This is a genomic window from Bacillus sp. GW821-FHT11D08 (genome assembly GCF_058808515.1).
In genome coordinates this window covers 185781-211918 of the sequence record NZ_JBXARS010000003.1, presented here as the reverse complement: position 1 = coordinate 211918, position 26138 = coordinate 185781, and the positions used below count along the sequence as shown (strand labels likewise).

The following is a 26138-nucleotide window of genomic DNA, read 5'->3' as shown; positions in this document are numbered from 1 at the left end:
CGCGATGGGCAGAACAATGACCTCTCTGTTGGCTTTAGGAGCTGGAGCCGTTATGTATCGTATGGCTTCTCAGTCCGATATGCTGAATAAAAAAGGTATGAAACGGATGAGAAGACGAGTCATGAAAATGTTTTAAGCAGAAAAAAGGATACTTCTCCGGAAGTATCCTTTTTACGTTTGTCTCGCTTCCAGCCGGCTGGCTGCGAGAGACAGGCTGTAATTGACCGCGAAATACATCAGGGCTGCCAGCAGAAAGATCGGGAAAAAATATCCTCCGTCAGCGCTTTGTCCGTTTAAGATCTGCGCGTTATGAATCAGTTCGGGCAGAGCGATGACGACCGCAAGTGACGTATCCTTTAATAAGGAGATAAACTGGCTCACAATCGGAGGAACCATACGCCTGAGCGCCTGCGGCATGACGACGAGAAAAAGAGTCTGCGTGTACGTCAGTCCTGAAGAACGCGCCGCTTCAATCTGTCCTTTGTCAACGGATTGCAAACCGCTTCTGATGATTTCTGACAGCATGGCCGATTCAAAAATCGTCAGCGCCGTAATGGCGGCCGCGGTAATTTCCAGTTTGATCCCGATTTCCGGTAGGGCAAAAAACGTAAAGAAAATGATTAATAACAGCGGCAGGTTGCGGATGGTTTCCACAATGGCCGCTATAATGCCCGAGACGATAGGAATTTTCGCATAGCGCAAAGTGCCGGCGGCAAGCCCGAAAATAAAACTCAGGACAATGGAGATCAGCGCAACATAAAGTGTGACCAAAAAGCCGTCCCATAAAAACAGCAGATGGTCAGGTGTATAGGCGCCGCTAAAATCCATGTTTTTCACTCTCCTTCTCTAATAACTCTTTCCGAGATGTCTTTCCAAATAGTGAACCCCGATGCTGAGCGGGATCGTTACTATCAAATAAAAAAGCGCGACGAAAATATAGACATCAAACACGACAAGAGTGCTTGAGGAAACGAGATCCGCCTGATACATCAAATCGAGTCCCGCCACCACTCCGAGTATTGATGAGTTTTTGACAAGGTTGAGAAATTGGTTTCCGAGCGGGGGAATCACGATTTTTACGGCCTGAGGAAGAATGACGTATCTCATCGCCTGACTGTAGGTGAAGCCTGACGATCTGGCCGCTTCCATCTGCCCTTTGGAGACAGTCTGAATTCCGGCTCTGATGGCTTCTGCGATAAAGGCCGACGTGTATATCGTAAGCGCAATCGTTCCCGCCTGAAAGCCGTCCAATCTCAGCCCGGCGTTCGGAAGTCCGAAATAAAAAACGAATGTGATGAGGAGAAGCGGGATGTTGCGGATAAATTCCACATACGCAGTGCCGATCCATTGAAGGGGTTTGAAAGCCGTGATTCTCATGACTGCGATCAGAACGCCCAGCGCAAAGCTGCCTGCCAGCGCGATGAAGCTCGCAAGCAATGTGTGCAGGAAACCGTCCATATACATATCGAAGTTTTCCGTTAAAATTGAAAAGTTCATCTATGTCACTCCTTATAAAACGGGGATGAGCATGCCTGCTCATCCCGCGGTCCTTTCTATTTTGCCGGTTCTTCTTTAATCCATTTTTTATAGATTTTTTCGTACCTGCCGTCGGCTTTCATTTTTTTCAAAGAGGCGTTGATTTCCTTGATGAGTCCGGATTGGCCTTTTTTGACGGCGATTCCGTAAGGTTCATCGGTGAAGGTTTCGCCTGTCAGCTGATATTGTTTATTTTCATCTGCCATGCCGTATAAAATCGCATTATCGGTTGTGAGCGCATCTCCCTGTCCCGCTTTAAGCGCAGTGAACGCTTCGGCGTAATTTTCAAATTCCAGCACTGAGGCGTCAGGCGCTTTTTCTCTGATGTTTTGTGAGGAAGTAGAGCCTTTTACCGCCAATACTTTTGAGCCTTTTCCCAGGTCTTCGGTGCTTTTGATGCTGCTTCCTTTTTTGACGAGCAGGGATTGCCCGGCTTCAAAATAAACATCTGAGAAATCAACTTCTTTTTTCCGCTCATCCGTTATCGTCATCGTGGCGGTGATGGCATCGATATCGCCGTTTTGCAGCATCGGAATTCTCGTTTTTGACGTCACTTCTTTAAATTCCGCTTTCTTCTCATCCCCCAGAATATCTTTTGCGAGCTGTTTTGAGATATCAATATCGAAGCCTTCAATATCACCGGAGCTTGGGTTTTTCAGCCCGAATAACCTCGTGTCGGTTTTGACGCCGAAGATGATTTTGTCTCTGTCTTTAATAGAGGCTAACGTGTCTTTTCCCGTTCCTTTTGAATCTCCGGACGTTTCTTTCCCTCCGCAGGCGGCCAGCATAAAGACGGCCAGCAGTGATATCAATCCGAATGACAGCCATTTTGTTACACGTGACATAAGCACTCCTCCGTTTCTTTTCAGTGATTTAAAATACGGCTTAAGAATAAACGCGCCCTCTCTTCACGGGGGCTTTCGTAAAATTCAGCCGGTGCAGCTTCTTCTAAGATGGCTCCGCCGTCGATAAACACGATGCGGTCCGCCACTTCTTTTGCGAATCCCATTTCATGTGTGACGACTGCCATGGTCATGCCTTCCTTTGCGAGTGTTTTCATGACATCCAGCACTTCCCCGATCATTTCCGGGTCAAGCGCGGATGTGGGTTCATCAAACAGCATAATTTCGGGCTTCATCGCAAGCCCCCTGGCGATGGCGACACGCTGCTGCTGGCCGCCCGAAAGCTGTGAAGGATAAGCGTCCGCTTTTTCCGGTATACCGACTTTTTTCAAATAGTATAAGGCCGTTTCTTTTGCTTCTTCTTTTGATTGCTTAAGCACTTTGATCGGTGCGAGCATGATGTTTTGCAGAACGGTTTTGTGCGGGTACAGATGAAAATGCTGGAACACCATGCCGATATTGCGGCGGACCTTATTTATATCCGTTTTCTTGTCATGGATGGAGACGCCGTTTACCGTTAAGGCGCCTCCATCAACTGTTTCCAGCTGATTAATGCAGCGGAGAAGCGTGCTTTTTCCCGATCCTGAAGGTCCGATGATAACGACGACTTCCCCTTTTTTAATGTGCAGATTAATGTTTTTCAGCACGTGGAAATGTCCGTAGTGCTTATTTACATCCTGAAATGAAATCATGGCCATCCTCCTTAAAAAACATGAGTCATATTGACTGGACAGTTTTTGAAATCCTTTAACACATTACGATGGTTATACAGATTTTTATGAATATTATTTAGATTATTTAGTAATTTCTGATAATTATTTCCGTCAAGAGGTCTGCGTCATAAGGCGGAGTTTACGAAACGGGAATAATTCCGGCTTTCTGTCAAAAGATAAAGCAAGAGGTGAAACGTCATGCTTCAAAAACCGCTGCAGCTCTTAATGTGGACGGCTGTATGTCTGCTCGTTTTGTTAACAGTGTATGTCTTTTGCATGCTCGATATGTTATGGTCTCCCATTTGGCTTGTTATAAAATCTCTCTTTATTCCTATATTCATCGCAGTATTTATTGCTTATCTTTTACTTCCGATTACTGAATGGCTTCATAGAAAAGGGATGCCTAGAACTTTAAGCCTGCTTCTGATTTATTGCCTGTTTTTCGGCGGAATCGGCTGGGGGGTTTATAAAGGGGTTCCTGTTTTAATTGAACAGCTGCAGGATCTTTCTGAGAGCATTCCCGGTCTTGCCAAAAACTACAACAGCATGCTGAAGCATCTGCATAATCACACGGATCATTGGCCTGACGGCATGCACCATCGAATGGACAAAATGATTCAGCAGACAGAAACGTTTCTTGCCGGCACGATTGAAAGCACGATCAGAAGCATCCGTTTCGTGCTTGATTATATCCTGATCGCGGCGACGATTCCTTTTCTCGTGTTCTATATGGTGAAGGATATAGACGTCATGAAAAAGACAGTCTGGTATTTGACGCCGAAGTCCTGGAGAAAAAGGGGGAGTGAATTTCTGCGGGATGTAGACGACTCTCTCGGTGATTACATCCGCGGTCAGCTTCTCGTTTGTTTTTTGCTCGGGCTAATAGCCGGCGTTTCATTTTGGCTGTTCGGGCTTCCTTACCCGCTGATTTTGGGCCTTGCCATCGGGATTACGAATGTCATCCCGTATTTCGGTCCGTTTATCGGCGCTGTACCGGCGTTGCTCCTTGCGTTGGCGATTTCTGCTAAAGCTGTGATCATCGTAATCGTCACGATTTTTATTCTGCAATTTATAGAAGGAAACATTTTGAGCCCGCTTATTGTCGGGCGCAGTCTCAGAATGCATCCCGTCGTGATCATGCTGGCGCTCCTTGCCGGAGGAGAGCTCGCGGGCATTCCCGGCATGATTCTCGCTGTTCCGGCGGCAGCCGTTTTAAAAGTGACGGCCATACACTTTTTGCGGATCAGGACGGAACATTGACATTCGGGTTCTGCTTGTCTATAATTTCGAGTAGAATACATACGAATCTCGAGTGACGGATATGAGTACGCCGAAGCCCTGTTTAAGAGAGAAGCTCCGATACGCTGAAAGGAGCTTCAGCAGAAGATCGGCCGAAGCTAATCCTGAGTGCAGTTAAAGGCTGCCGCAGTCCTGCGTTACGGGATGAAAGGTGACAGGCCTTTTTCGGCCTGTAATCAGGGTGGTACCGCGAGACAGCTCTCGTCCCTGTGTGAACGCATGGTTTGCATAGGGAGAGAGCTTTTTTGCTGTCGCAAAAGAGAATTTCGGGTAGTGATAAGGAGGAATATAGATGAAACACTTAACTTCTGCTGAAGTGCGTCAAATGTTTTTAGATTTCTTTAAAGAAAAAGGCCATGCCGTTGAACCGAGCGCCTCATTGGTTCCGCATGAAGATCCGTCTTTATTATGGATCAACAGCGGCGTTGCGACGCTGAAAAAATACTTTGACGGCCGCGTTGTGCCGGAGAATCCGAGAATTGTAAACGCGCAAAAATCAATCCGAACAAATGATATTGAAAATGTGGGGAAAACGGCGCGCCACCACACGTTCTTTGAGATGCTCGGAAACTTTTCCATCGGTGATTATTTTAAAGAAGAAGCGATCACGTGGGCATGGGAGTTTTTAACGAGCGAAAAGTGGATCGGCTTTGATCCGGAGCTGCTGTCTGTAACGGTTCACCCTGAGGATGAAGAAGCTTATACGCTATGGGCGGAAAAAATCGGCGTTCCGGAAGAAAGAATCATCCGTCTGGAAGGGAACTTCTGGGATATCGGCGAAGGCCCGAGCGGACCGAATACGGAAATTTTCTATGACCGCGGCGAGAAATACGGCAATGACCCGTCAGATTCTGAATTGTATCCGGGCGGCGAAAATGATCGCTATCTTGAAGTATGGAACCTGGTATTCTCAGAGTTCAACCACAACCCGGACGGCACGTACACACCGCTTCCGAAGAAAAACATTGATACGGGCATGGGGCTTGAACGGATGGTCTCCGTGATTCAGGATGTCCCGACAAACTTTGACACTGATTTGTTTATGCCGATTATTGAAGCAACAGAGCGCATTTCCGGAGATGCTTACGGAAAGGACGCAGTGAAGGATACGGCCTTTAAAGTGATCGCCGATCATATCAGAACGGTCGCATTTGCGGTAAGCGACGGAGCTCTGCCGTCGAATGAAGGGCGCGGGTATGTACTGAGACGCCTCTTGCGCCGGGCAGTGCGATACGCGAAAACCATCGGTATCAGCCGTCCGTTTATGTATGAGCTAGTACCGACTGTTGCAGGAATTATGGACGCTTTCTATCCGGAGGTGAAAGAAAAGCAAGAGTTTATCGCCAAAGTCATCAAAACGGAGGAAGAGCGCTTCCACGAAACATTAAACGAAGGTCTGGCCATTTTATCCGACGTGATAAAGAAAGAGAAGGAAAAAGGCAGCGGCATCATCTCCGGAAAAGACGTATTCAAACTGTACGATACGTACGGATTCCCGGTTGAATTGACGGAGGAATACGCGGAAGATGAGCAAATGACGGTTGACCATAAAGGCTTTGAAGCCGAAATGGAAAAACAGCGTGAACGGGCGAGAAATGCGCGCCAAGATGTAGGAAGCATGCAGGTTCAGGGCGGCGCATTGCGCGACATTACCGCAGAAAGCACATTTGTCGGCTACAGTGCTGTAAAAGCTGAAGCGAAGGTGATCGAGCTTCTTCATGACGGGCAATTAATCAGTGAGGCGCATGAAGGGGATACCGTCCAAATCCTTCTTGACAAAACGCCTTTCTATGCTGAAAGCGGCGGACAGATCGGTGACAGAGGAGTGCTGAGAAGCGAGCAGGCTGTCGTAACCATTAAAGACGTGAAAAAAGCTCCGAACGGTCAGCATGTACACGAAGGCACGGTGGCTAGCGGCACGATTCAAAAAGGCGCAAGCGTGACGGCTGAAGTTGAAGATCAAATGAGAAGCGGCGTGGTGAAAAACCATACGGCAACCCACCTCCTGCACCAGGCGCTGAAAGACGTTCTCGGCACACATGTCAACCAAGCGGGTTCACTCGTTACCGAAAATCGCCTGCGTTTTGACTTCTCTCATTTCGGTCAAGTGACGAAAGAAGAACTTGAACGCATTGAAGGAATCGTCAACGAAAAAATCTGGGAGAGCATTCCGGTAGCGATTGATTTGAAACCGATCAATGAAGCGAAAGAAATGGGCGCGATGGCCCTGTTCGGCGAGAAATACGGCGATATTGTCCGCGTCGTACAAGTCGGAGATTACAGCCTTGAGCTTTGCGGCGGATGCCATGTCACGAATACGGCTGAAATCGGCCTGTTTAAAATCGTATCCGAATCAGGGATCGGCGCAGGGACGCGAAGAATTGAAGCCGTAACAGGAAAAGGCGCTTATCAGGAAATGAACAGCCAGCTCAGCCTTCTGCAGCACGCTGCGGACGAGCTGAAATCAAACGTAAAAGACGTACCGAAGCGAATTCAGTCTCTTCAAGCGGAGCTGAAGGAAGCGCAAAGAGAAAATGAATCATTGCTCAGCAAACTTGGCAATGTGGAAGCCGGAGCCATTCTGTCTAAAGTAAAAGACATCGGCGGCGTAAAAGTGCTGGCTGAAAAAGTAAATGCGAAAGACATGAACCACCTTCGCACTATGGTGGATGATCTGAAAGCGAAGCTCGGTTCTGCGGTCATCATTCTCGGCGCCGTGCAAAATGAGAAAGTCAACCTTTCAGCAGGCGTGACGAAAGACCTGATCGAAAAAGGCCTTCATGCCGGCAAAATGGTCAAACAAGCGGCTGAAGTCTGCGGAGGCGGAGGCGGAGGCCGTCCGGACATGGCGCAGGCCGGCGGAAAGCAGCCTGAAAAATTGGAAGAGGCGCTGGCATCTGCGGAAGATTGGATAAAATCCGTTTTATAATCCTTTCAAGTAGTGTAGAATGATGATAAGATGAGGACCTCAGGCTGAACTTTGCCTGCGAATTTGGGAAAGAGGTGCAAAACGGTGAGCTCGTTTGATAAAACGATGAAATTTAATTTCTCCGATGATTCTGCTGAAACAAACGTCGAAGAAGTGCTGAATACGGTATATGATGCGCTTCAGGAAAAGGGGTACAATCCTATCAACCAGATTGTCGGATACTTGCTGTCTGGAGATCCTGCATACATTCCTAGGCATCGCGACGCCCGGAACTTAATTCGCAAACTGGAACGTGACGAATTAATCGAGGAATTGGTAAAATCCTATCTAGAACAGCATAAAGAGGCGTAAATACATTCATGAGAATATTGGGACTTGATCTTGGAACGAAAACACTCGGCGTAGCTTTAAGCGATGAAATGGGCTGGACCGCTCAAGGCATTGAGACGATAAAAATAAACGAGGCTGAAGGAGATTACGGTCTGGACCGTTTATCCGAGCTGATGAAAGACTATAATGTAGAGAAGATCGTGCTCGGTTTTCCGAAAAACATGAACGGGACGATCGGTCCGAGAGGCGAAGCCAGCCAAACATTTGCGAAACTGCTTGAAACAGCGTACAATGTCCCTGTTGTGCTGTGGGACGAGCGTCTGACGACGATGGCGGCTGAAAAAATGCTGATCGCGGCTGACGTCAGCAGGCAAAAACGAAAAAAAGTCATTGATAAAATGGCGGCTGTCATGATCCTTCAAGGATATCTGGACAGTTTAAACTAAGAGGTGAAAAAAATGGAACACGGCGAAAAACACATTACAATTGTCGATGATCAAGGCAACGAACAGCTTTGCGAAGTGCTGTTCACATTTGAAAACGACACATTCAACAAATCTTACGTACTTTATTATCCGATTGATGCTCAAGACGATGATGAAATCGAAATTCACGCTTCAAGCTTCGAACCGAACGAAAACGGTGAAGACGGCGAACTGATGCCGATTGAAACCGATGAAGAGTGGGAAATGATCGAAGAAACGCTGAACACGTTTTTAGCGGAAGAAGACGAAGAATAAAATGAACGGAAAAAGCCGGAGCGCATATGCGCTTCGGCTTTTTTTTGTAATAAATTGCCGAATGCACATGAATCATGTAGTATAAGAGCTGTTGGGAGGAAAATACTTGTATGAATATCAATCAGACTAAACATTCATTTCCGCGTAAAAACAAAAAAACGACGATAATACTGTCCTCCGTGATCGCTCTGCTTATCATCATTTGCGGTGCTTTTTTCTATGGAAAATCTCTGCTGTCCCCGGTTGACAAAGGCAGCAAAACGGCAGTCAATATTAATATTCCGAGCGGTTCTTCCGTTTCGGCAATCGCTGAAATTCTTGAGGATCAGCATGTCATCAAAAGCAAAAAAGCATTTCAGCTGTATGTGAAGTATAAAGGCGCTTCCGGGTTTCAGGCGGGATTTTACCACCTGAATAAAGGAATGGATGCGGATGCGATTATCAAAAAACTGACCGCGGGATCAACGGGATATGCCTTTCAGATCTCCGTTCCTGAAGGAAAACAGCTTACACAGATTGCGGATGCGATCGCAAAAGAAACATCATATTCAAAAGAAGAGATCATGGCGAAACTGGATGACAAAACATTCATCGGCAAACTGAAGAAACAGTTTCCTGATACGATAACGGACGCACTTTCAAACAAGAAGCTCAAGCATCCGCTCGAAGGCTATCTGTATCCGGCCACATATCCGTTTAATGATCCGGATGCATCGCTTGACACGATTTTGACGGCAATGGTTCAGGAAACAAACACCCGTATCGAAACGTATAAATCTGAACTGGAAAAAAAGAAACTTTCCGTCCATAACGCGCTGACGATGGCATCACTTATTGAAGAAGAAGCCACCGCCAAAGCCGACCGTCACAAAATCGCCAGCGTTTTTTACAACAGGCTTGCAGAAAAAATGCCGCTGCAGACTGACCCGACGGTATTATATGCGGCCGGTAAGCATAAAAGCCGGGTCTACTACAAAGACCTGAAAATTGATTCTCCGTTTAATACGTATAAACATAAGGGGCTGCCGCCGGGACCGATTGCAAATGCCGGTGATTCATCATGGGAAGCGGCTCTCCGCCCTGACAAAACGGATTATCTCTATTTCCTTGCAAAATCAAACGGCGAGGTTGTTTTCACCAAAACATTAAAAGACCATAATAAAGCGAAGGAAAAGTATATTTCCAAAAAAGACAGCGAATAAAAGGAGGGCAAAAGCTCTCCTTTTATTCCATTCTGAAAGGTTTTATGATAAAATATATCGGGTTGTTTACTTATGGATAAAGAAGTGTCTTAAGAGAGTGTCCCCGCGGATTCGTCAGGGGCACTCCTTTTTAGAACGGAGGCTGTTTGCCGTGAATGATCGGTATGAACAAATAAACGAGTATATAAACGCGATGCTGAAGCCTCGGCCTGATAAAGTGAAAAAGCTTGAAGCCTATGCAAAAGAGCACCATGTTCCGATTATGGAAGAAGCGGGCATTGAAGTGCTGCTTCAAATGCTGTCGATTCAACAGGCGAAAAACATTTTGGAAATCGGCGCGGCAATCGGATATTCCGCCATCCGGATGGCGCTTGAGCTTCCGGATGCGAATATTTACACGATTGAACGGGACGACAAACGCTATGAAGAAGCTGTGAACAATATAAAAGACTTTGAAATGGAAAACCGGATTCACGTAATGCACGGGGATGCGCTGGATCTTTCTGAGTCTGTCCGTGTCACGGCTCCTTATGATGCCATTTTTATCGACGCGGCCAAAGGCCAGTACACGAACTTTTTTGAGCTCTATGAACCGATGCTTGCGCCGGATGGAGTCATTTTTACGGACAATGTTCTGTTTAAAGGGCTGGTGGCACAAAATCACTCGGACATTGAGCCGAAAAGAAGACGGAAGCTTGTTGAAAAAATTGATCAATATAACCAATGGCTGATGGACCGGCCTGACTATCAAACGGTCATACTGCCGGTCGGAGACGGCATCGCCATCAGTAAAAAGAAGAGGTGAAGGATCATGAAAAAACCTGAACTTTTGGTGACTCCGACTTCTGTACAGGATATTCTTCCGCTCATTCAAGCGGGCGCAACGGCCCTGTTGGTCGGAGAACAGAGATACGGCCTGAGACTGGCCGGTGAATTTTCAAGAGAAGATATAAAAGAAGCCGTAAAGACAGCTCATCAGGAAGGCGCGAAAGTGTACGCCGCCGTCAATGCTATTTTTCACAACGAAAAAGTGGACGAGCTGAACGGCTATCTTGCCTTTTTGCAGGAGGCCGGCGTTGATGCGGCTGTTTTCGGTGACCCGGCCGTTTTAATGGCGGCGCGTGAAGCGGCTCCCGAGCTTAAACTGCATTGGAGCACGGAAACAACGGGAACCAACTACTATTCCTGCAATTACTGGGGACGCAAAGGCGCACGGCGGGCAGTGCTGGCTAAGGAATTAAATATGGACAGCATCATTGACATAAAAGAAAACGCCGAAGTGGAAATTGAAATTCAAATCCACGGCATGACGTGCATGTTCCAATCGAAGCGTTCTTTAGTGGGCCATTACTTCGAATACCAGGGTAAAGTCATGGACATCGAACAGAAGAAAAAAGAAGCGGGGATGTTTCTGCATGACAAGGAACGGGGCAATAAATACCCGATTTTTGAAGATGAAAACGGCACGCACATCATGAGCCCGAACGATGTGTGCATGATTGATGAATTAGAGGACCTGATGGACGCCGGCATCGATTCTTTCAAAATCGACGGAGTTTTGAAGTCTCCTGAATACTTAACTGAAGTGACCCGCATGTACAGAGAAGCAATCGATTTGTGCTTCGAAAGCCGAGAGACATACGAAGAGAAAAAAGAGAGCTGGATAGAGCGGATTGAAAGCATTCAGCCTGTGAACAGAAGCATCGACACAGGATTCTTCTTTAAAGAAACGGTCTATTAAAAAGGAGGGTGCAACGGATGACAGCCGTAAATCAAACCATTTCCAAAGTCGTAAACGGAAAACGCGTCATTACGAAAAAACCTGAACTCCTTGCTCCGGCAGGAAACCTTGAAAAATTAAAAATTGCCGTTCATTACGGAGCGGACGCGGTTTTTATCGGAGGACAGGAATACGGACTCCGCTCAAATGCGGATAACTTCTCAATAGAAGAAATTGCAGAGGGCGTAGAATTTGCCAAAAAATACGGGGCAAAAATATATGTGACAACAAACATTTTCGCCCATAATGAAAATATGGACGGTCTGGAAGAATACTTAAAAGCGTTGGGAGACGCAAAAGTTGCCGGAATTATCGTCGCTGATCCGCTGATTATTGAAACATGCCGGAGAGTGGCCCCGGACGTAGAAATTCACCTCAGCACACAGCAGTCCCTTTCCAACTGGAAAGCGGTGCAGTTCTGGAAAGAAGAAGGGCTTGACCGCGTGGTGCTTGCCCGTGAAACGAGCGGACTGGAAATTAAAGAAATGAAGGAAAAGGTGGATATTGAAATTGAAACCTTTATCCACGGCGCCATGTGTATCGCTTATTCAGGCCGATGCGTGCTGAGCAATCACATGACGGCCCGGGATTCCAATCGCGGCGGCTGCTGTCAGTCCTGCCGCTGGGATTATGACCTGTATCAGACAGACGGTGCAAACGCGGTCGCGCTCTATGACGAAGAAGACGCTCCGTTTGCGATGAGCCCGAAAGATTTAAAATTGATTGAATCCATCCCGCAAATGATCGAGATGGGCATCGACAGCCTGAAAATTGAAGGCCGGATGAAATCGATTCATTACGTTGCGACGGTTGTCAGCGTGTATCGCAAAGTCATCGACGCATACTGCGCTGATCCTGAAAACTTTGTCATTCAAAAAGAATGGCTGGATGAGCTGGACAAATGTGCAAACCGGGATACCGCGCCTGCTTTCTTTGAAGGCACGCCCGGGTATGAAGAGCAGATGTTCGGCGAACACGGAAAGAAAACAACATTTGATTTTGCCGGTCTCGTGCTCGCGTATAACGAGGAAACTCAAATGGTGACGCTCCAGCAGCGCAATTTCTTTAAACAAGGTGACGAAGTGGAATTTTTCGGTCCTGAAATCGACAATTTCACATTCACAATCGGCACTATTTGGGACGAAGACGGAAACGAGCTTGATGCTGCCCGCCATCCCCTGCAAATCGTTACATTTAAAGTAGACAAAAAGATTTATCCGAGCAACATGATGAGAAAGGGGAAGTAATCACCAATGGGTAAGAGTCCTGTAGTTATAGGCATCGCAGGAGGTTCCGGATCAGGAAAAACAAGCGTCACCCGTTCCATCTATGAACAGTTTAAAGGACACTCGATTTTAATGATCCAGCAAGACCTTTATTATAAAGACCAAAGCCATCTTCCGTTTGAAGAAAGGCTGAACACAAACTATGATCACCCGCTCGCATTTGATAATGACTATTTAATCGAGCATATTCAAGAGCTTTTGAATTACCGGCCGATAGAAAAGCCGATTTATGATTATAAACTGCATACGCGTTCTGAGGAAACCATTCCGGTTGAGCCGAAGGATGTCATCATTCTGGAAGGCATTCTCGTTCTCGAAGATAAAAGGCTTCGCGACCTCATGGATATGAAACTTTATGTCGACACGGACGCGGACCTCCGTATCATCAGACGGATTATGAGAGATATTAACGAAAGAGGCCGTTCAATCGATTCTGTCATTGAGCAGTATGTGTCCGTCGTCAGACCGATGCACAATCAGTTTGTTGAACCGACGAAACGCTACGCGGACATCATTATTCCGGAAGGCGGGCAAAACCACGTCGCGATTGATCTGATGGTCACGAAGATTCAAACGATCCTTGAACAAAATGCAATTTTGTAATACCATAGCATAGACATAAATAACTCAGACCATATTATGTATAGGCTGGAAGGGAATGAGACAGTTCCCTTCTTTCCCTGTTTATAAACCGAAACATTTGCAGAAAACACACATTCAGTTTAAGATAAACAGTACCTATATGGGAGAGAAGAACGAGGACTGCCCTGTGTTCTCATTCTTGATTTTTTCGTTTATGCTCTCATACATAATCACACGTTATTGTTGAGGGACAACCACCAAGGAGTGAAGGAACATGGCACAAGAAAAAGTTTTTCCGATGACTCACGAAGGAAAACAAAAACTTGAACAAGAATTAGAGCAATTGAAAACGGTTAAACGTAAAGAAGTAGTAGAACGCATTAAAATCGCAAGAAGCTTCGGAGATCTGTCAGAGAACTCTGAGTATGATTCTGCAAAAGAAGAACAGGCATTTGTGGAAGGGCGCATCACGACGCTTGAAAACATGATCCGCAATGCGAAAATCATCGAGGACGACGGCGGTTCAAATGTAGTCGGTTTGGGAAAAACCGTATCATTCATCGAATTGCCGGACGGTGAAGAAGAATCTTACACGATTGTCGGAAGCGCTGAAGCTGATCCGTTTGAAGGGAAAATTTCAAACGACTCGCCAATCGCCAAAAGCCTGCTCGGCAGAAAAGTGGACGAAGAAGTGACAGTTCAGACGCCGGGCGGAGAAATGCTCGTGAAAATTGTGAAAATTTCATAAGATCCGTTTAACATTGAAACACCTCGTCCAAAATGTGGATGAGGTGTTTTTTTATGATCGTATCAAAAAGGCTGAAAGCGGCCGTGATTTGTTTTCTGCTCGTGTTTTTCTTTCTGCTTGCGAGGCTGGCTGAAATTCAGCTGTTTTTCACAGAATCTTTTTCAAAATCCAATATTAATCTGATTCAGGAAAGCGTCAAGCAGCGGACGGAAGAAGTCCTTATTTCAGACGGACGCGGCTCTTTTCTTGATCGGAACGGCAAAGAACTGACCGGAAAAAAGCAGCCTGCCGTCATACTGTTTCCCTTTCTCGTGACGCAGGATTGGCCGGTTGACCGGGTATCAGACATTCTCGGAATGAAACAGGGGGAGCTCAGGCAGCTGCTCACGGAAGCGAAAAAACCGGTGGTCCTGAACAGCAGAAAAATAAAACATTTGACGAAACAATCCGTGTCAAATATCAATTCTTTGAAATATCCCGGCATTTACGGCGTATATATGAAAGACAGCAAAGAAACAAACATAGCCGCTCATCTGTTGGGCGCGACAAACCAGGACCCTGAGCTTTTGAAAAAGAAATACCCCGGCAGGAAGGAACTGCCGATCACGGCAAAGATCGGGACAAGCGGGATGGAGCGGACGTTTGATGAGTTTTTACTGGCGGATCAGGACACAAAACTTTTGTATCATGTCGACGGAAGGGGAAACCCTTTATTCGGAATGGACGTCAAATATACGGCTGAAGCAAACGCGTTTTATCCGCTGCAAGTCAAAACCTCCATCGACCGCAATATTCAAAAAGCAATGGAAGATGTATTGAAAGACCGCGGGTTAAAAAAGGGGGGAGCCGTCCTTTTAGACATTGAAAAAAGCAGTGTGCTCGGAATGGTATCAAAGCCGGACGCCGACATGTCAAAGCAGCAGACACTGCAAAATTACATGCTGACGCCGATTTATCCGGGATCAGTATTTAAAACGGTGATCGCCGCAGCCGCAATAGAACAAAACGAAGTGAAGCCGGGCACATCCTTTAACTGCAATCTCAACCTGTACGGAGAGCCGGGGGATGACAAAGGCACGCTCAGTTTTGGAGAAAGCTTTGCCCAAAGCTGCAATTATACGTTTACAAGCCTTGCGGAAAAATTGATCAAAAAAGATGATTCCGTTATTGAAAACATGGCGGAAAAACTCGGTCTCACCCAGCGGGCGGGGTGGGAAGGCAAGCTGTACCGGGAAGACGGATTCAGGCAGCTGTATAATGAAAAAAGCGGGGTCATTTGGGGAGATGACAAAGACAAAACCGTAAAAAAAGCCGTCGCACAGACGGCGATCGGGCAAAAAAACGTGAAAGTCACGCCTCTTGAAGTCGCCAATATGATGGCGGCGATCGCGCGCGGCGGTGAAAAAAAACAAGTCAAAATCGCGGACAAAATTGAATACAAAAACAAAACGACAATGGCGTCATTCAAAGATCAGCCGTTAAAAGGGGAAAACATCGACAAATATACGGCGCAGCAGCTTCAAAAAATTCTCAGAGAAGTCGTCACCTCACCGAAAGGAACCGGCCGAAGGTTTCAGGACCTGCCGTATGAGATAGCAGGCAAATCGGGAACGGCCCAGACGGGAATGTTCACAAAAGAAAAACAGACGCTTTACCACAAATGGTTTGCGGGATACTTTCCCGCGGACAAGCCGAAATACGCTCTCGTGGTGCTGCACATGGACACGCCGGGGGATAAGGCTCTGACAAATACAGTGTTTTATGATATTGTTAAAAAGGTACATGAAAATGAAATAAATCAGACATAGAACAACCGCTCAGCCCATGTTAAAATATATGCTGAGCAAGAGGGATAAAGGAGTGCAGAATGATTGAGCAATAAACAATCTCGTTTTGAAAACCGTGATAAGCGCAGAAAAGCAAATATGGTGCTTAACATTTTAATTGCTATCGTATCTATTCTTATTGTCGTCGTTGCCGTCAGCCTCTTCATTAACAGTCCGTCGAGCGACGTGAGCGAAAAAGCGGACACGAGCCAGAAGCAGGAAACACCTGCATCAGGCAAGACGAAGCAGACATCCGATGAAGACATAAAAGACAGCAAAAAAGATACGGCATCAGACGATGACAAAAAAGATAAACAGGATAAGGACACATCTGATTCATCTTCAGACTCTGACAGCAAAAAAGAAGATGATTCATCGAAAAGTGATGACAGCAGCAAAAAAGACTCTGATTCAAGCGATCCTTTTAAAGGCGCAAAAATAACAGAGGGCGGCTCATCAAGCGATGTCGAGAAAACAATTGTTAACCCAAAATGGAAAGCGGTCGGCACAAAGCAGACGGGAGAACATACGGCGACGTATGACTCAAGCTCTGAAGACTGGTCCGAAATGCTTGACGCCATCTCTTACGCAACAGGCGTGTCAAAAGATCATATGACAGTGCTGTGGCTCGGAAACAATGGAAGCCCGCAAGATGCGAAGGGGAAAGTTTTAGACAAAACGAACGGCAAAAAGTATCAGGTCACCATCACTTGGAAAGACAAAAAAGGCTGGAAGCCGACAAAAGTAGAAACCTTAAAATAACCGCAAAAAAGCAGCTGATTATTCAGCTGCTTTTTTCTGTCATACGTCAGCTGAAAAATGCACCGACGCGCTGTAAAGGATTCTGCCGTCAACGGCCGTCACCTGATGGGATACGGAACGGACGCGAAGCATAATCGCCTGGTTGTTTTCAATCTGAACGTTTATTTTCTTTTCAAGCTCCTGCAAAGATGCCGCTTCGAAAAATTCTACTTTATCTTTGATTAAATCCAATTGAAAATTCATCAGTACAGATCCTCCTGATTTTTCTTCTGAGTCAATGAAAGTATAAGCCTTTCTGCCGTAATTGCGCAATAATCCCAAAGTATTTTAGTACCCTTCCATTCTTTTTTGTGATAGGATAGGAACTGTTCCACGATTAATCCATACTATACTCATAGGAATTATAAATTATGGAGAGTGAAAAATATGGGCCGTGAATTTATTCCTTTATTTGAAGATTGGGCAGCGACTTATGATGCCACAGTGCACGGGGCTGACAAACAATATGCCGCTGTTTTTAAAGGATATGACAACATTCTTGACAGCATTGTCGCACTTTCAGGTTCAAACGTTTTAGAGTTCGGACCGGGAACGGGGAATTTAACGGCGAAATTAGCCGCCGCGAACAAAAAGGTGTTTGGTGTAGAACCGTCTCCGTCAATGAGAAAACTGGCGGCTGACAAGCTTTCTGACAAAGCCGTGTTCAGTGACGGAGATTTTCTGGAGTTTCCCGCTCCGCCTTTTCAAATAGATACCATCGTCAGCTCGTACGCCTTTCATCATTTAACCGATGAAGAAAAGCGAACGGCTGTAAAGCAGTATGGCGCAATCCTTCAGAAGCATGATAAAATAGTGTTTGCCGATACAGTCTTTAAAGATCATGAAGCTTATGATGTAGCCATTAAAAAAGCAATCCGAAACGGCTATCATCAATTAGCGGACGATTTAAAGACGGAACATTATCCGACACTCGGGACAATGAAAAACATCTTTTCAGAAGAGGGATTTGCCGCGCGGTTTACGCAGCAAAATGACTTTGTCTGGATAATGGAGGCGATTAAACGGTAAATCGAAGGGATTGTGTATAAATGAAACTGGCAGTCATCGGAGCAATGGAAGAGGAAGTTACGATTTTAAGAAGCAAACTGAAAGACGCAAAACAAGAGATGATCGCTCACTGTGAGTTTACAACTGGCAGCTATGAAGGCGTCGAAGTCATCTTGCTGAAATCAGGTATCGGGAAAGTCAACGCGGCGATCAGCACGACGCTTCTGCTTGACCGTTTCAAACCTGATTATGTGATTAACACAGGCTCAGCGGGCGGTTTTCATCATACATTGAATGTAGGCGACGTCGTCATCTCAACAGATGTCCGCCATCATGACGTAGATGTGACGGCGTTTGACTATGAATACGGACAGGTGCCGGGTCTTCCGGCAGCATACAAAGCTGATGAAAAGCTGATCAGTATTACTGAGGAAGCGGTTTCTGAACTGAACGGCATTCAAGTCGCCAAAGGCACAATCGCTACGGGAGATTCTTTTATGAATGATCCGAAGCGGGTTGAAGACGTACGCGCCAAATTTGCGGATTTGTACGCGGTTGAAATGGAAGCTGCGGCTGTCGCACAGGTGTGCCACCAGTTCAAAACGCCTTTTGTTGTCATCAGAGCTTTATCTGATATTGCCGGAAAAGAATCTGACGTTTCATTTGATAAATTTTTAGAACAGGCTGCCGTTCATTCAACTGAGCTTGTCCTGAATGTCATCAAACGAATTCACTAAGCGGGGGATTCTCGTTCTCCTCCGCTTTTCCAGGAGGAGGACATATATTGAACGTGATAACAGATATTACAGAACTGATCGGAAATACACCGCTGCTCCGTCTCAAGCATTTTGATCTACCGGAGGGAACAGCGGTTTATGCTAAGCTTGAGATGATGAATCCGGGCGGAAGCATTAAAGACAGGCTGGGCGGGATGCTCATTGAAGATGCGCTTCGCACGGGAAAGGTGAAACCGGGCGGCGTTATCATTGAGGCGACTGCCGGAAACACCGGGATCGGACTCGCTCTGTGCGCCAGAAAGCATCAGCTTCGCGCCGTTTTTTGCGTCCCGGAGCATTTCAGCAGAGAAAAGCAGCAAATTATGAAAGCTCTCGGAGCGGACATCGTGCATACGCCGAGAGAAGAAGGCATGCAGGGAGCCATCCGAAAAGCGCTTGAACTGGAGAGAGAGATTAATAATTCTTATGCCGTTCTGCAATTTAAAAACCGAGTAAATCCATTGACTTACTACAAAACGATCGGACCTGAAATATGGAACGCGCTCGGCGGGGATATCCACGCTTTTGTCGCAGGAGCGGGTTCCGGCGGCACCTTTGCCGGTACGGCAGCTTATTTAAAGGAGAAAAATCCTGCCGTCAAAACGGTGATCGTTGAACCGGAAGGCTCGATCCTGAACGGAGGAGAGCCGCATGCCCATAAAACGGAAGGCATCGGCATGGAGTTTATCCCGGATTATATGGACGAGAACCATTTTGACGCCATTTACACGGTGGAGGACGATACGGCGTTTTCGCTTGTCAGAGAAGCGGCCGAGAAAGAAGGCCTCTTAATCGGAAGCTCTTCAGGGGCGGCTCTTTATGCAGCGCTTGAAGAAGCGAAAAAAGCGCCCGCCGGATCAAATATCGTCACTATTTTCCCTGACGGCAGCGATCGATATATAAGCAAAAACATTTTTCAAGGAGGCCAGTAAGATGAAGAAAAAAACGCTGATGGTGCACGGAGGAATTACGGGAGATGAAAAAACAGGAGCGGTTTCCGTACCGATTTATCAAGTAAGCACGTACCGGCAGCCGAAAGCGGGCGAGCACACGGGTTATGAATATTCAAGAACGGCCAATCCGACGCGGACGGCGCTTGAAAGCTTAATTGCGGAGCTTGAAGGCGGCGCGGCGGGATATGCGTTCGGCTCAGGCATGGCTGCGATTACTGCCGTCATGATGCTGTTTGACAGCGGCGATCATGTTATTTTGACGGATGATGTATACGGCGGCACTTACCGGGTGATGACAGGCGTGCTGAACCGCTTCGGCATTGAAGCGGACTTTGTCGATACGAGCAGTGAAGAAAAAGTCAAAAAGGCCATTCGCCCGAATACGAAAGCCATTTATATCGAAACACCGACAAACCCGCTATTGAAAGTGACTGACCTCAAACTGATGTCTGACATCGCAAAAGAAGCGGGTGTATTGCTTATCGTCGATAATACGTTTTACACGCCGTATTTCCAACAGCCGCTCAGCTTCGGCGCGGACATCGTGCTTCACAGCGCGACAAAATATCTCGGCGGCCACAGCGATGTCGTCGGCGGCTTAGTCGTCACGGCTGATAAAGAACTGGGCGAAAAGCTTCATTATGTGCAAAACTCAACGGGCGGCGTTTTAGGACCGCAGGATTCATGGCTTTTGATGAGAGGCATTAAAACGCTGGGACTCAGAATGGATGCCATCAATCACAGCGCCGGAAAAATCGCCGGGCTGCTTGAAGCACATGATGCCGTTCAGACGCTCTACTATCCCGGATCAGCGAAACACCCGGGCCATGAGCTGACAAAAGCGCAAAGCTCCGGTTTCGGCGGAATGATTTCCTTTGATGTCGGCAGCAGCGAACGCGTCGACGCGTTTTTAGAAAAATTGAACCTGTTTACGATCGCGGAAAGTTTAGGAGCGGTTGAAAGCTTAATCTCCGTGCCGTCCAGAATGACGCACGCATCGATCCCGCGCGACCGCCGGCTTGCGCTTGGCATTACCGACGGGCTCGTGCGGATCTCGGTCGGTATTGAGGATACTGAGGATTTAACGGCGGATGTGAAACAGGCGCTTGATTCACTTTTATAAAGAATGGATAGATTTACATTCTCTGTCGGCTGTCAGCTTGTATTATAATGTTGGTAGACTATAAAACTGGCAGGTGACCTTATATGGAGAAGAAAAGACTGAAATCATTAATAGAAGATTTTAAGCATTACGCATTTATTCTGCTTGCAGTCAGCACCTTCATTTATATCGGCGCGGTTCTTCCCGGACAAGGGCTGACCGCGGGCCAGAAAATGCTGATGTTTGTAACGGATTGTGTATTTTTAGCGGGCGCTTATTTCTGCGTTGACCGTTCACTTATTTATAAAAAGAGGCTGGAAGAGGCCGAAGAATAAAAAAAAGCCATTGTCTTTTGACAATGGCTTTTTCGTTTCTTATTCAGACGGGGTTTCGCGTAATTCTTTTCCCATTCCTTTTAAAAACTGCAGCCCGAAGCCGAGCGCGCGGTTAATATCAGGATCACCGACGGCTTTCATCAGTTCAAACATACTGACTTTCCTGTCCTCTTTTAAAAATCTTTGCGCCTGACTCGTCCCGGCCATGGCGCTTTCTAAAAGTCTGCCCATAAATTCGGGATCAGCTTTTGACAGCGCGCCTCCCGCGGCCATCATCGTATTCAGGAGATTGGTGACAGGTTCCCGGGAAATCAGTCCGAGTGCGATTTTGGCAATCTCCTCTTTTGCCTGGAGCATATAGCCGGCGGCATCAAAAATGCCCAAGCCATTCAGCTCTGCCATGATGGACATCGTTTTCGCGACGGCTTCTTCATTTTCTGCGAGAAGCGTCTTCAGCTCTTCCAGTTTTTCAGCTTTCAGCTGTTCCTCTGTTTTCGTTTCTTTTTGAATTTCAGTAATTGGGCTTGCCATAATGTTTCCTCCTTTCCTTAATCAGTTAAGTGCACATAGCCCGGACGGTTCCATTTTCGCTGAGCTTCCACACCGTTTTGCGGATGACGTTTTTTGTTCCGCGGATTCGTTTTCGGAAGCGGCGGAGTATCACAGGAACCAAGCACTTCCATGCGGACTTTTGTCTGCTTATAGGCAGGTGTATGTGTCCGTGAATCATACGCAGGCCCGGTCAGGAAATTAATCGCAGAATCTTTATCTGTAGAGTTCATCGGCAGATAAAGCTCATTCGCGCGGACGCGGTCTGTCACAAGCGCGTTCAATTTAACCGCCCCAAAAGGAGAGACGAGCCGGATCATTGTCCCGTCGCAAATTCCGCGTTCAGCCGCGAGCTCCGGCGATACTTCAACAAATACATCCGGAACTTTAGACTGAATGCCTTTTGACTTGTTTGTCATGTTTCCTTCGTGGAAATGTTCAAGCATCCGTCCGTTGTTAATATGCAGGTCATATTCTTCAGGGAATACAGCAGGCTCCACCCAATCGCTCAGCGCAAAACGGGCTTTTTTGTCCGGGAAGTTAAAGCCGTCTTCATAAAGAAGCGGAGTGCTTTCTCCCGTAAAGCTTCCCCACAAGAAGCTGTTCCAGCCGCTAAGAACGTCGTAGCTTGCTTTTCCGAACAGCGGAGAAAGGCTCGCCATTTCTGAGAAAATGTCGCTAGGATGCGTGTAATTCCAATCAGCGCCTAAACGATTGGCGACTTCCTGAATAATCCACCAGTCGGGTTTTGCATCGCCGAGTGTCGGAAGCGCCTGATACAATCTTTGCACACGCCGCTCTGTGTTTGTAAATGTTCCGTCTTTTTCAAGAGATGGAACCGCAGGCAGGATGACATCCGCGTATTGCGCCGTTCTTGAAAGGAAAATATCCTGCACAACAAAGAAATCAAGGCTGGATAAAATGTTATGAACATGGTTGGCGTTTGAATCGACGAGCGCCATATCTTCACCGACGAGATACATGGCTTTCATGTTTCCTTCTTCAATCGCATGGAGCATTTCGATATTATCAAGACCCGGCTTGCCGTCAATTTCAACACCGTAAGCTTTTTCGAATTTAGCGCGTGCCGCATCATCGGTAATATGCTGATACCCCGGAAGCCAGCCTGGAAGAGTTCCCATATCGCAAGCGCCTTGAACGTTGTTATGTCCCCGCAGCGGATAGGCTCCGGCGCCCGGACGGCGGTAGTTTCCTGTGGCAAGCAGCAGGTTGGAAATCGCCGCTGATGTATCAGAGCCGCCTGTATTTTGAGTAACGCCCATGCCCCAAAGAACACAAGTGCCGTCTGCATCACGAATCATTTCGGCAATGCGGATGATCGTATCCTGAGAAAGTCCGGTGATGCGCTCCGCATATTCCAATGTGTATTTTTCCAGCGTTTCTTTATAATCATCAAAGTAGTTGACATTTTCATCAATAAACGCTTGATCGTGCCAGCCTTGGTCAATCATATATTTCGTTACTGCCATGAGCCAGACCTGGTCAGTCCCTTGTTTCGGGCTGATAAAGAGGTCGGACCGTTCAGCCATTTCATTTCTGCGCAGATCGGCAACAATCAGTTTTTGGCCGTGCAGTTTATGGGCGCGTTTCACGCGTGTGGCCAGAACCGGATGTCCTTCCGCCGGATTGGCGCCGACGATGAGCACGAGGCCCGCTTTTGCGATATCTTTAATTGTGCCGGCGTCTCCGCCCATACCGACGGTGCGGAATAAGCCGTCCGTTGCCGGTGACTGGCAGTAGCGTGAGCAGTTATCCACGTTGTTGGTTTCAAATACTTGACGTGCCAATTTTTGAATGACGTAGTTGTCTTCATTCGTAATTTTAGAAGAAGAAATAAAACCGACAGAACCATTTCCGTGTTCGGCCTTGATCGAACCGAGTCTTGAAGCGACAAGATCAAGAGCTTCTTCCCATGACGCTTCAACAAATGCGCCGTTTTTCCGGATAAGCGGTTTTGTAATCCGTTCTTCCGAATTCACGAAGTCCCAGCCGAATTTCCCTTTCACACAAGTGGAAATCGCGTTAACCGGAGCATCGGAAACAGGCTGAATTTTAAGGATGTCACGGCCTTTTGTCCATACTTCAAAAGAGCATCCGACGCCGCAGAACGTGCAGACTGTTTTTGTTTTTTTCGTCCGTTTATCGCGCATAGCCGCTTCCACTTCAGACACGGCGAAGATGCTTGTATAGTCGGGTTCAACATTTTTCACTAAATCAATCATCGGTTCCATGACATCTTCTTTTATTCCTGTCATAAATCCGGCTTGGCCGAGCATTGATTTTTCCATCAGTGCGTTACAAGGACAGACAGTGACACACTGGCCGCAGCTGACGCAGGAAGATTCATTAATGGCGACGCCTTCATCCCAAATGACCCGCGGGCGGTCGCGCTCCCAATCAATTGAAAGGGTCTCATTCACCTGAAGGTTTTGACACACTTCCACACATTGGCCGCAGGCGATGCATTGGTTCGGATCATAGCGGTAAAACGGGTGAGACATATCAACCGCGCACTTTGAATCATCTTTCGGCGTATACGGATATTTCTGATGCTCAATTCCCATCATTTCCGCTGTATTATGCAGTGTGCAGTTGCCGTTGTTGTTATCGCATACCGTACAGTAAAGCAGGTGATTCTCGAGCAGGCGGTCCATGGCCTCTGTCTGAGCCTCTTTTACCCTTCCCGACGTAAGCGAGATGGACATCCCGTTTTCTGCAGCCGTGGAACAAGAGCGCTGCAATTTCCCGTTTACTTCAACAATACAGGTGTCACATGTTTGAATCGGATCCACTTCCGGTACATGGCATATTTGCGGAATCTCAATTCCGTTTTGGTTTAAAATATCTAAAATCTTAGACCCCTCTGGTGCTTCATACTCCGTGCCGTCAATTTTGACACGGATAGACTGAACGTCTGTCACTTCCAATTCCCCTCCATCTTTTAAACTCGAAAAAAGCCATGCACATAGATACCGGCCTCCTGTCCGGAGAACGGTATAAATACGCATGGCGGAATAGTTCACTAGCAAGTCTTACTAACAGACCAATCCTATTTGTATAAAACGATAGACTCATAACACGTTTCCTATTACAAATCCATCTTCACTGCTTTTATTATAAGGTGATATTTATTATAATACAATACGAAAGGAAAACTTTAACCAAGTGAAATGTCACAAAGGGGAACCGGGAATGTCTTTCATAGGCTAAAATCGGAGGGGTCAATATGTCTAAAAAAATTCATGAATTTAACGATATTATCCGGAAATTGCGCAAAGAATTATTTGGAAAGGGGCCTGAACGAATTCACACCGTTTTTGTGGATAACATGGCGGTATCTACGCTTTACGGAAATCTAAGCGCAAGTGAGCAGTTTATCGCACGCACGCCTGAAGGAAGAGAAATGGTTCATGCGGCGCGAACCAGCTTAATTCAGGAGCTGTATTCAAAACAAACGCCTGACGGAATGGAAGAGCTCATCGGAGCAAAGCTTGTACATCTGTTTTCAGATATTAAAATAGAGGAAAATATTGCTGTATCGGTGTTTGTCTTTGACCGCTCAATTGAAGAGCATAAAGAAGAAATCAAAAGCTGACAATATTCAATTGACACGAAATTGTCACATTTGATATGATATGAACTGCCAGCAGTGGCCTAAGGACGATTTTTTATGGAATGTGTGCATGATCTGTACATATTCTATACCGCATATTTTCATTCTGCTTGATATTGTTGTATGGGTATGCATACAAGTTAGGCAGCATTCAAACCCCGTTTTTTCAGACGGGTTAGTTGAATGCTGCCTTTTTTGTTAGGCGTCTTTGGAAACTGCGGGCTGAAATGATAAATGGAGGGGTTATTATGGCTTTTCGTAAACCGGACGAAATAGCGGAGCTTGCGGTCGAATCAGGGGTAAAAAAGGTGCATTCACCGCTTTCAGCACTGATTGTATTAGGATTTTTGGGAGGAGCGTTTATCGCACTCGGTTATTTGCTTGATATCCGTGTCATCGGCGACCTTCCGAAAGAATGGGGAAGCCTGTCGAGTTTAATCGGGGCGTCCGTGTTTCCCATCGGATTGGTGCTCGTCGTTCTTGCCGGCGCGGAGCTGATTACGGGAAATATGATGTCGGTATCCATGGCGCTGTTTTCCAGAAGAATATCCGCCGGTGCATTGGTGAAAAATTGGGTGATCGTGACGTTGATGAATCTTGTCGGCGCACTGTTTGTCGCTTACTTTTTCGGACATGTTGTCGGATTAACCGAAACAGGACCTTACTTGGAAAAAACAATTGCGGTCGCACAAGGCAAATTGGATATGCCGTTTGGAAAAGTCATTGTTTCGGCGATCGGCTGTAACTGGCTTGTCTGTTTGGCCGTCTGGCTTTCTTTCGGCGCAGAAGACGGAGCCGGAAAAATCGCGGGTATATGGTTTCCTATTATGGCGTTTGTCGCAATTGGTTTTCAGCACGTTGTAGCCAATATGTTTATCATCCCGGCTGCGATATTTGCAGGCTCTTTTTCGTGGGGTGATCTGATTGGCAATCTCATTCCGGCCTTTATCGGCAATGTCATCGGCGGGGCAGTGTTTGTCGGCCTTATTTATTTTATTGCATATTCAAAAAAAGATCAGAAAAAGCAAGGGATGAAAAGAGTTTCCTGAGGTAAGAAAGATGCCGGAAAACACGGACAATTGAAGCGGAATGCCAGCACATTTTCCG

General features: G+C 46.6%; 28 protein-coding genes and 1 other annotated feature. Of the genes, 21 read left to right on the top strand and 7 right to left on the bottom strand.

Annotated features, from left to right (window positions below; all coding sequences use genetic code 11):
• Positions 1-4 precede the first annotated feature (4 nt).
• A complete protein-coding gene (locus AC1RRX_RS08000) occupies positions 5-136 on the top strand; it encodes a YrzQ family protein (RefSeq protein WP_003152741.1) in 132 nt (43 codons plus the stop codon).
• A gap of 35 nt (positions 137-171) precedes the next feature.
• On the opposite strand, the gene AC1RRX_RS07995 is transcribed toward AC1RRX_RS08000, so the two are convergent.
• The 4 genes from AC1RRX_RS07995 to AC1RRX_RS07980 are packed head-to-tail and all read right to left on the bottom strand — an operon-like array spanning position 172 to position 3130.
• Positions 172-828 carry an amino acid ABC transporter permease gene (locus AC1RRX_RS07995; protein ID WP_053103958.1) on the bottom strand — a complete coding sequence of 219 codons (657 nt, stop codon included), beginning with the start codon at positions 826-828 and terminating at the stop codon, positions 172-174.
• 18 nt (positions 829-846) lie between these two features.
• A complete protein-coding gene (locus AC1RRX_RS07990) occupies positions 847-1497 on the bottom strand; it encodes an amino acid ABC transporter permease (RefSeq protein WP_015240286.1) in 651 nt (216 codons plus the stop codon).
• Between the two features lie 56 nt (positions 1498-1553).
• Positions 1554-2381 carry a transporter substrate-binding domain-containing protein gene (locus AC1RRX_RS07985; protein ID WP_007408208.1) on the bottom strand — a complete coding sequence of 276 codons (828 nt, stop codon included), beginning with the start codon at positions 2379-2381 and terminating at the stop codon, positions 1554-1556.
• Positions 2382-2401: 20 nt separating this feature from the next.
• The gene (locus AC1RRX_RS07980; RefSeq protein WP_007408209.1) at positions 2402-3130 is read right to left on the bottom strand and encodes an amino acid ABC transporter ATP-binding protein; all 729 of its coding nucleotides are present in this window, start codon (positions 3128-3130) and stop codon (positions 2402-2404) included.
• A 219-nt stretch (positions 3131-3349) separates the two neighbouring features.
• On the opposite strand from AC1RRX_RS07980, the gene AC1RRX_RS07975 reads away from it, so the two are divergent.
• The 13 genes from AC1RRX_RS07975 to AC1RRX_RS07915 all read left to right on the top strand — a co-directional run bounded on the left by AC1RRX_RS07975 (position 3350) and on the right by AC1RRX_RS07915 (position 16635).
• On the top strand, positions 3350-4411 hold the full coding sequence (locus AC1RRX_RS07975; RefSeq protein ID WP_007408210.1) for an AI-2E family transporter: 1062 nt from the start codon (positions 3350-3352) through the stop codon (positions 4409-4411).
• A 43-nt stretch (positions 4412-4454) separates the two neighbouring features.
• Positions 4455-4662, top strand: a binding site (T-box leader).
• 80 nt (positions 4663-4742) lie between these two features.
• Positions 4743-7379, top strand: a complete 2637-nt coding sequence (gene alaS / locus AC1RRX_RS07970; RefSeq protein WP_007408211.1) for an alanine--tRNA ligase — start codon at positions 4743-4745, stop codon at positions 7377-7379.
• An 84-nt stretch (positions 7380-7463) separates the two neighbouring features.
• Positions 7464-7730 (top strand): IreB family regulatory phosphoprotein, encoded by a 267-nt coding sequence (locus AC1RRX_RS07965; protein WP_012118070.1) that lies wholly within the window; start codon positions 7464-7466, stop codon positions 7728-7730.
• Between the two features lie 8 nt (positions 7731-7738).
• Entirely contained in the window at positions 7739-8155 is a 417-nt protein-coding gene (gene ruvX / locus AC1RRX_RS07960) for a Holliday junction resolvase RuvX (RefSeq protein WP_003152750.1), read from the top strand.
• Positions 8156-8167: 12 nt separating this feature from the next.
• A complete protein-coding gene (locus AC1RRX_RS07955) occupies positions 8168-8449 on the top strand; it encodes a DUF1292 domain-containing protein (RefSeq protein ID WP_003152751.1) in 282 nt (93 codons plus the stop codon).
• A gap of 110 nt (positions 8450-8559) precedes the next feature.
• Positions 8560-9651: an endolytic transglycosylase MltG gene (mltG, locus tag AC1RRX_RS07950; protein ID WP_015240281.1), complete on the top strand. Its 1092-nt coding sequence runs from the start codon at positions 8560-8562 to the stop codon at positions 9649-9651.
• 151 nt (positions 9652-9802) lie between these two features.
• Positions 9803-10456, top strand: coding sequence for an O-methyltransferase (locus AC1RRX_RS07945; RefSeq protein ID WP_007408213.1), 654 nt, complete (start codon positions 9803-9805; stop codon positions 10454-10456).
• Positions 10457-10462: 6 nt separating this feature from the next.
• A complete protein-coding gene (locus AC1RRX_RS07940; protein WP_007408214.1) occupies positions 10463-11392 on the top strand; it encodes a peptidase U32 family protein in 930 nt (309 codons plus the stop codon).
• 17 nt (positions 11393-11409) lie between these two features.
• A complete protein-coding gene (locus tag AC1RRX_RS07935; RefSeq protein WP_003152759.1) occupies positions 11410-12678 on the top strand; it encodes a peptidase U32 family protein in 1269 nt (422 codons plus the stop codon).
• A gap of 6 nt (positions 12679-12684) precedes the next feature.
• Entirely contained in the window at positions 12685-13320 is a 636-nt protein-coding gene (gene udk, locus AC1RRX_RS07930; protein ID WP_003152763.1) for a uridine kinase, read from the top strand.
• A gap of 253 nt (positions 13321-13573) precedes the next feature.
• On the top strand, positions 13574-14047 hold the full coding sequence (greA, locus tag AC1RRX_RS07925; RefSeq protein WP_003152766.1) for a transcription elongation factor GreA: 474 nt from the start codon (positions 13574-13576) through the stop codon (positions 14045-14047).
• A gap of 53 nt (positions 14048-14100) precedes the next feature.
• Positions 14101-15855 (top strand): peptidoglycan D,D-transpeptidase FtsI family protein, encoded by a 1755-nt coding sequence (locus AC1RRX_RS07920; RefSeq protein ID WP_015240280.1) that lies wholly within the window; start codon positions 14101-14103, stop codon positions 15853-15855.
• A 63-nt stretch (positions 15856-15918) separates the two neighbouring features.
• On the top strand, positions 15919-16635 hold the full coding sequence (locus AC1RRX_RS07915) for a YrrS family protein (protein WP_015240279.1): 717 nt from the start codon (positions 15919-15921) through the stop codon (positions 16633-16635).
• A 39-nt stretch (positions 16636-16674) separates the two neighbouring features.
• On the opposite strand, the gene AC1RRX_RS07910 is transcribed toward AC1RRX_RS07915, so the two are convergent.
• Positions 16675-16878 carry a YrzA family protein gene (locus tag AC1RRX_RS07910; protein ID WP_003152771.1) on the bottom strand — a complete coding sequence of 68 codons (204 nt, stop codon included), beginning with the start codon at positions 16876-16878 and terminating at the stop codon, positions 16675-16677.
• A gap of 183 nt (positions 16879-17061) precedes the next feature.
• Between AC1RRX_RS07910 and AC1RRX_RS07905 the strand changes: the two genes are divergently transcribed.
• The 5 genes from AC1RRX_RS07905 to AC1RRX_RS07885 all read left to right on the top strand — a co-directional run bounded on the left by AC1RRX_RS07905 (position 17062) and on the right by AC1RRX_RS07885 (position 20848).
• Positions 17062-17703, top strand: a complete 642-nt coding sequence (locus tag AC1RRX_RS07905) for a class I SAM-dependent methyltransferase (RefSeq protein ID WP_015240278.1) — start codon at positions 17062-17064, stop codon at positions 17701-17703.
• Between the two features lie 20 nt (positions 17704-17723).
• Positions 17724-18419, top strand: a complete 696-nt coding sequence (gene mtnN / locus AC1RRX_RS07900; RefSeq protein ID WP_003152774.1) for a 5'-methylthioadenosine/S-adenosylhomocysteine nucleosidase — start codon at positions 17724-17726, stop codon at positions 18417-18419.
• A gap of 47 nt (positions 18420-18466) precedes the next feature.
• A complete protein-coding gene (locus tag AC1RRX_RS07895; RefSeq protein ID WP_007408220.1) occupies positions 18467-19390 on the top strand; it encodes an O-acetylserine dependent cystathionine beta-synthase in 924 nt (307 codons plus the stop codon).
• A 1-nt stretch (position 19391) separates the two neighbouring features.
• The gene (locus AC1RRX_RS07890; protein WP_007408221.1) at positions 19392-20534 is read left to right on the top strand and encodes a bifunctional cystathionine gamma-lyase/homocysteine desulfhydrase; all 1143 of its coding nucleotides are present in this window, start codon (positions 19392-19394) and stop codon (positions 20532-20534) included.
• A gap of 83 nt (positions 20535-20617) precedes the next feature.
• Positions 20618-20848, top strand: coding sequence for a YrhC family protein (locus AC1RRX_RS07885; protein ID WP_007408222.1), 231 nt, complete (start codon positions 20618-20620; stop codon positions 20846-20848).
• A 39-nt stretch (positions 20849-20887) separates the two neighbouring features.
• On the opposite strand, the gene AC1RRX_RS07880 is transcribed toward AC1RRX_RS07885, so the two are convergent.
• A complete protein-coding gene (locus tag AC1RRX_RS07880; RefSeq protein WP_144464160.1) occupies positions 20888-21379 on the bottom strand; it encodes a helical membrane plugin domain-containing protein in 492 nt (163 codons plus the stop codon).
• Between the two features lie 17 nt (positions 21380-21396).
• Positions 21397-24339, bottom strand: a complete 2943-nt coding sequence (gene fdhF, locus AC1RRX_RS07875; protein ID WP_144464158.1) for a formate dehydrogenase subunit alpha — start codon at positions 24337-24339, stop codon at positions 21397-21399.
• 305 nt (positions 24340-24644) lie between these two features.
• On the opposite strand from fdhF, the gene AC1RRX_RS07870 reads away from it, so the two are divergent.
• Both AC1RRX_RS07870 and AC1RRX_RS07865 read left to right on the top strand, forming a co-directional pair.
• Positions 24645-25013, top strand: coding sequence for a Na-translocating system protein MpsC family protein (locus AC1RRX_RS07870; protein ID WP_007408224.1), 369 nt, complete (start codon positions 24645-24647; stop codon positions 25011-25013).
• 266 nt (positions 25014-25279) lie between these two features.
• Positions 25280-26080: a formate/nitrite transporter family protein gene (locus AC1RRX_RS07865; protein WP_007408225.1), complete on the top strand. Its 801-nt coding sequence runs from the start codon at positions 25280-25282 to the stop codon at positions 26078-26080.
• Positions 26081-26138: the final 58 nt, after the last annotated feature.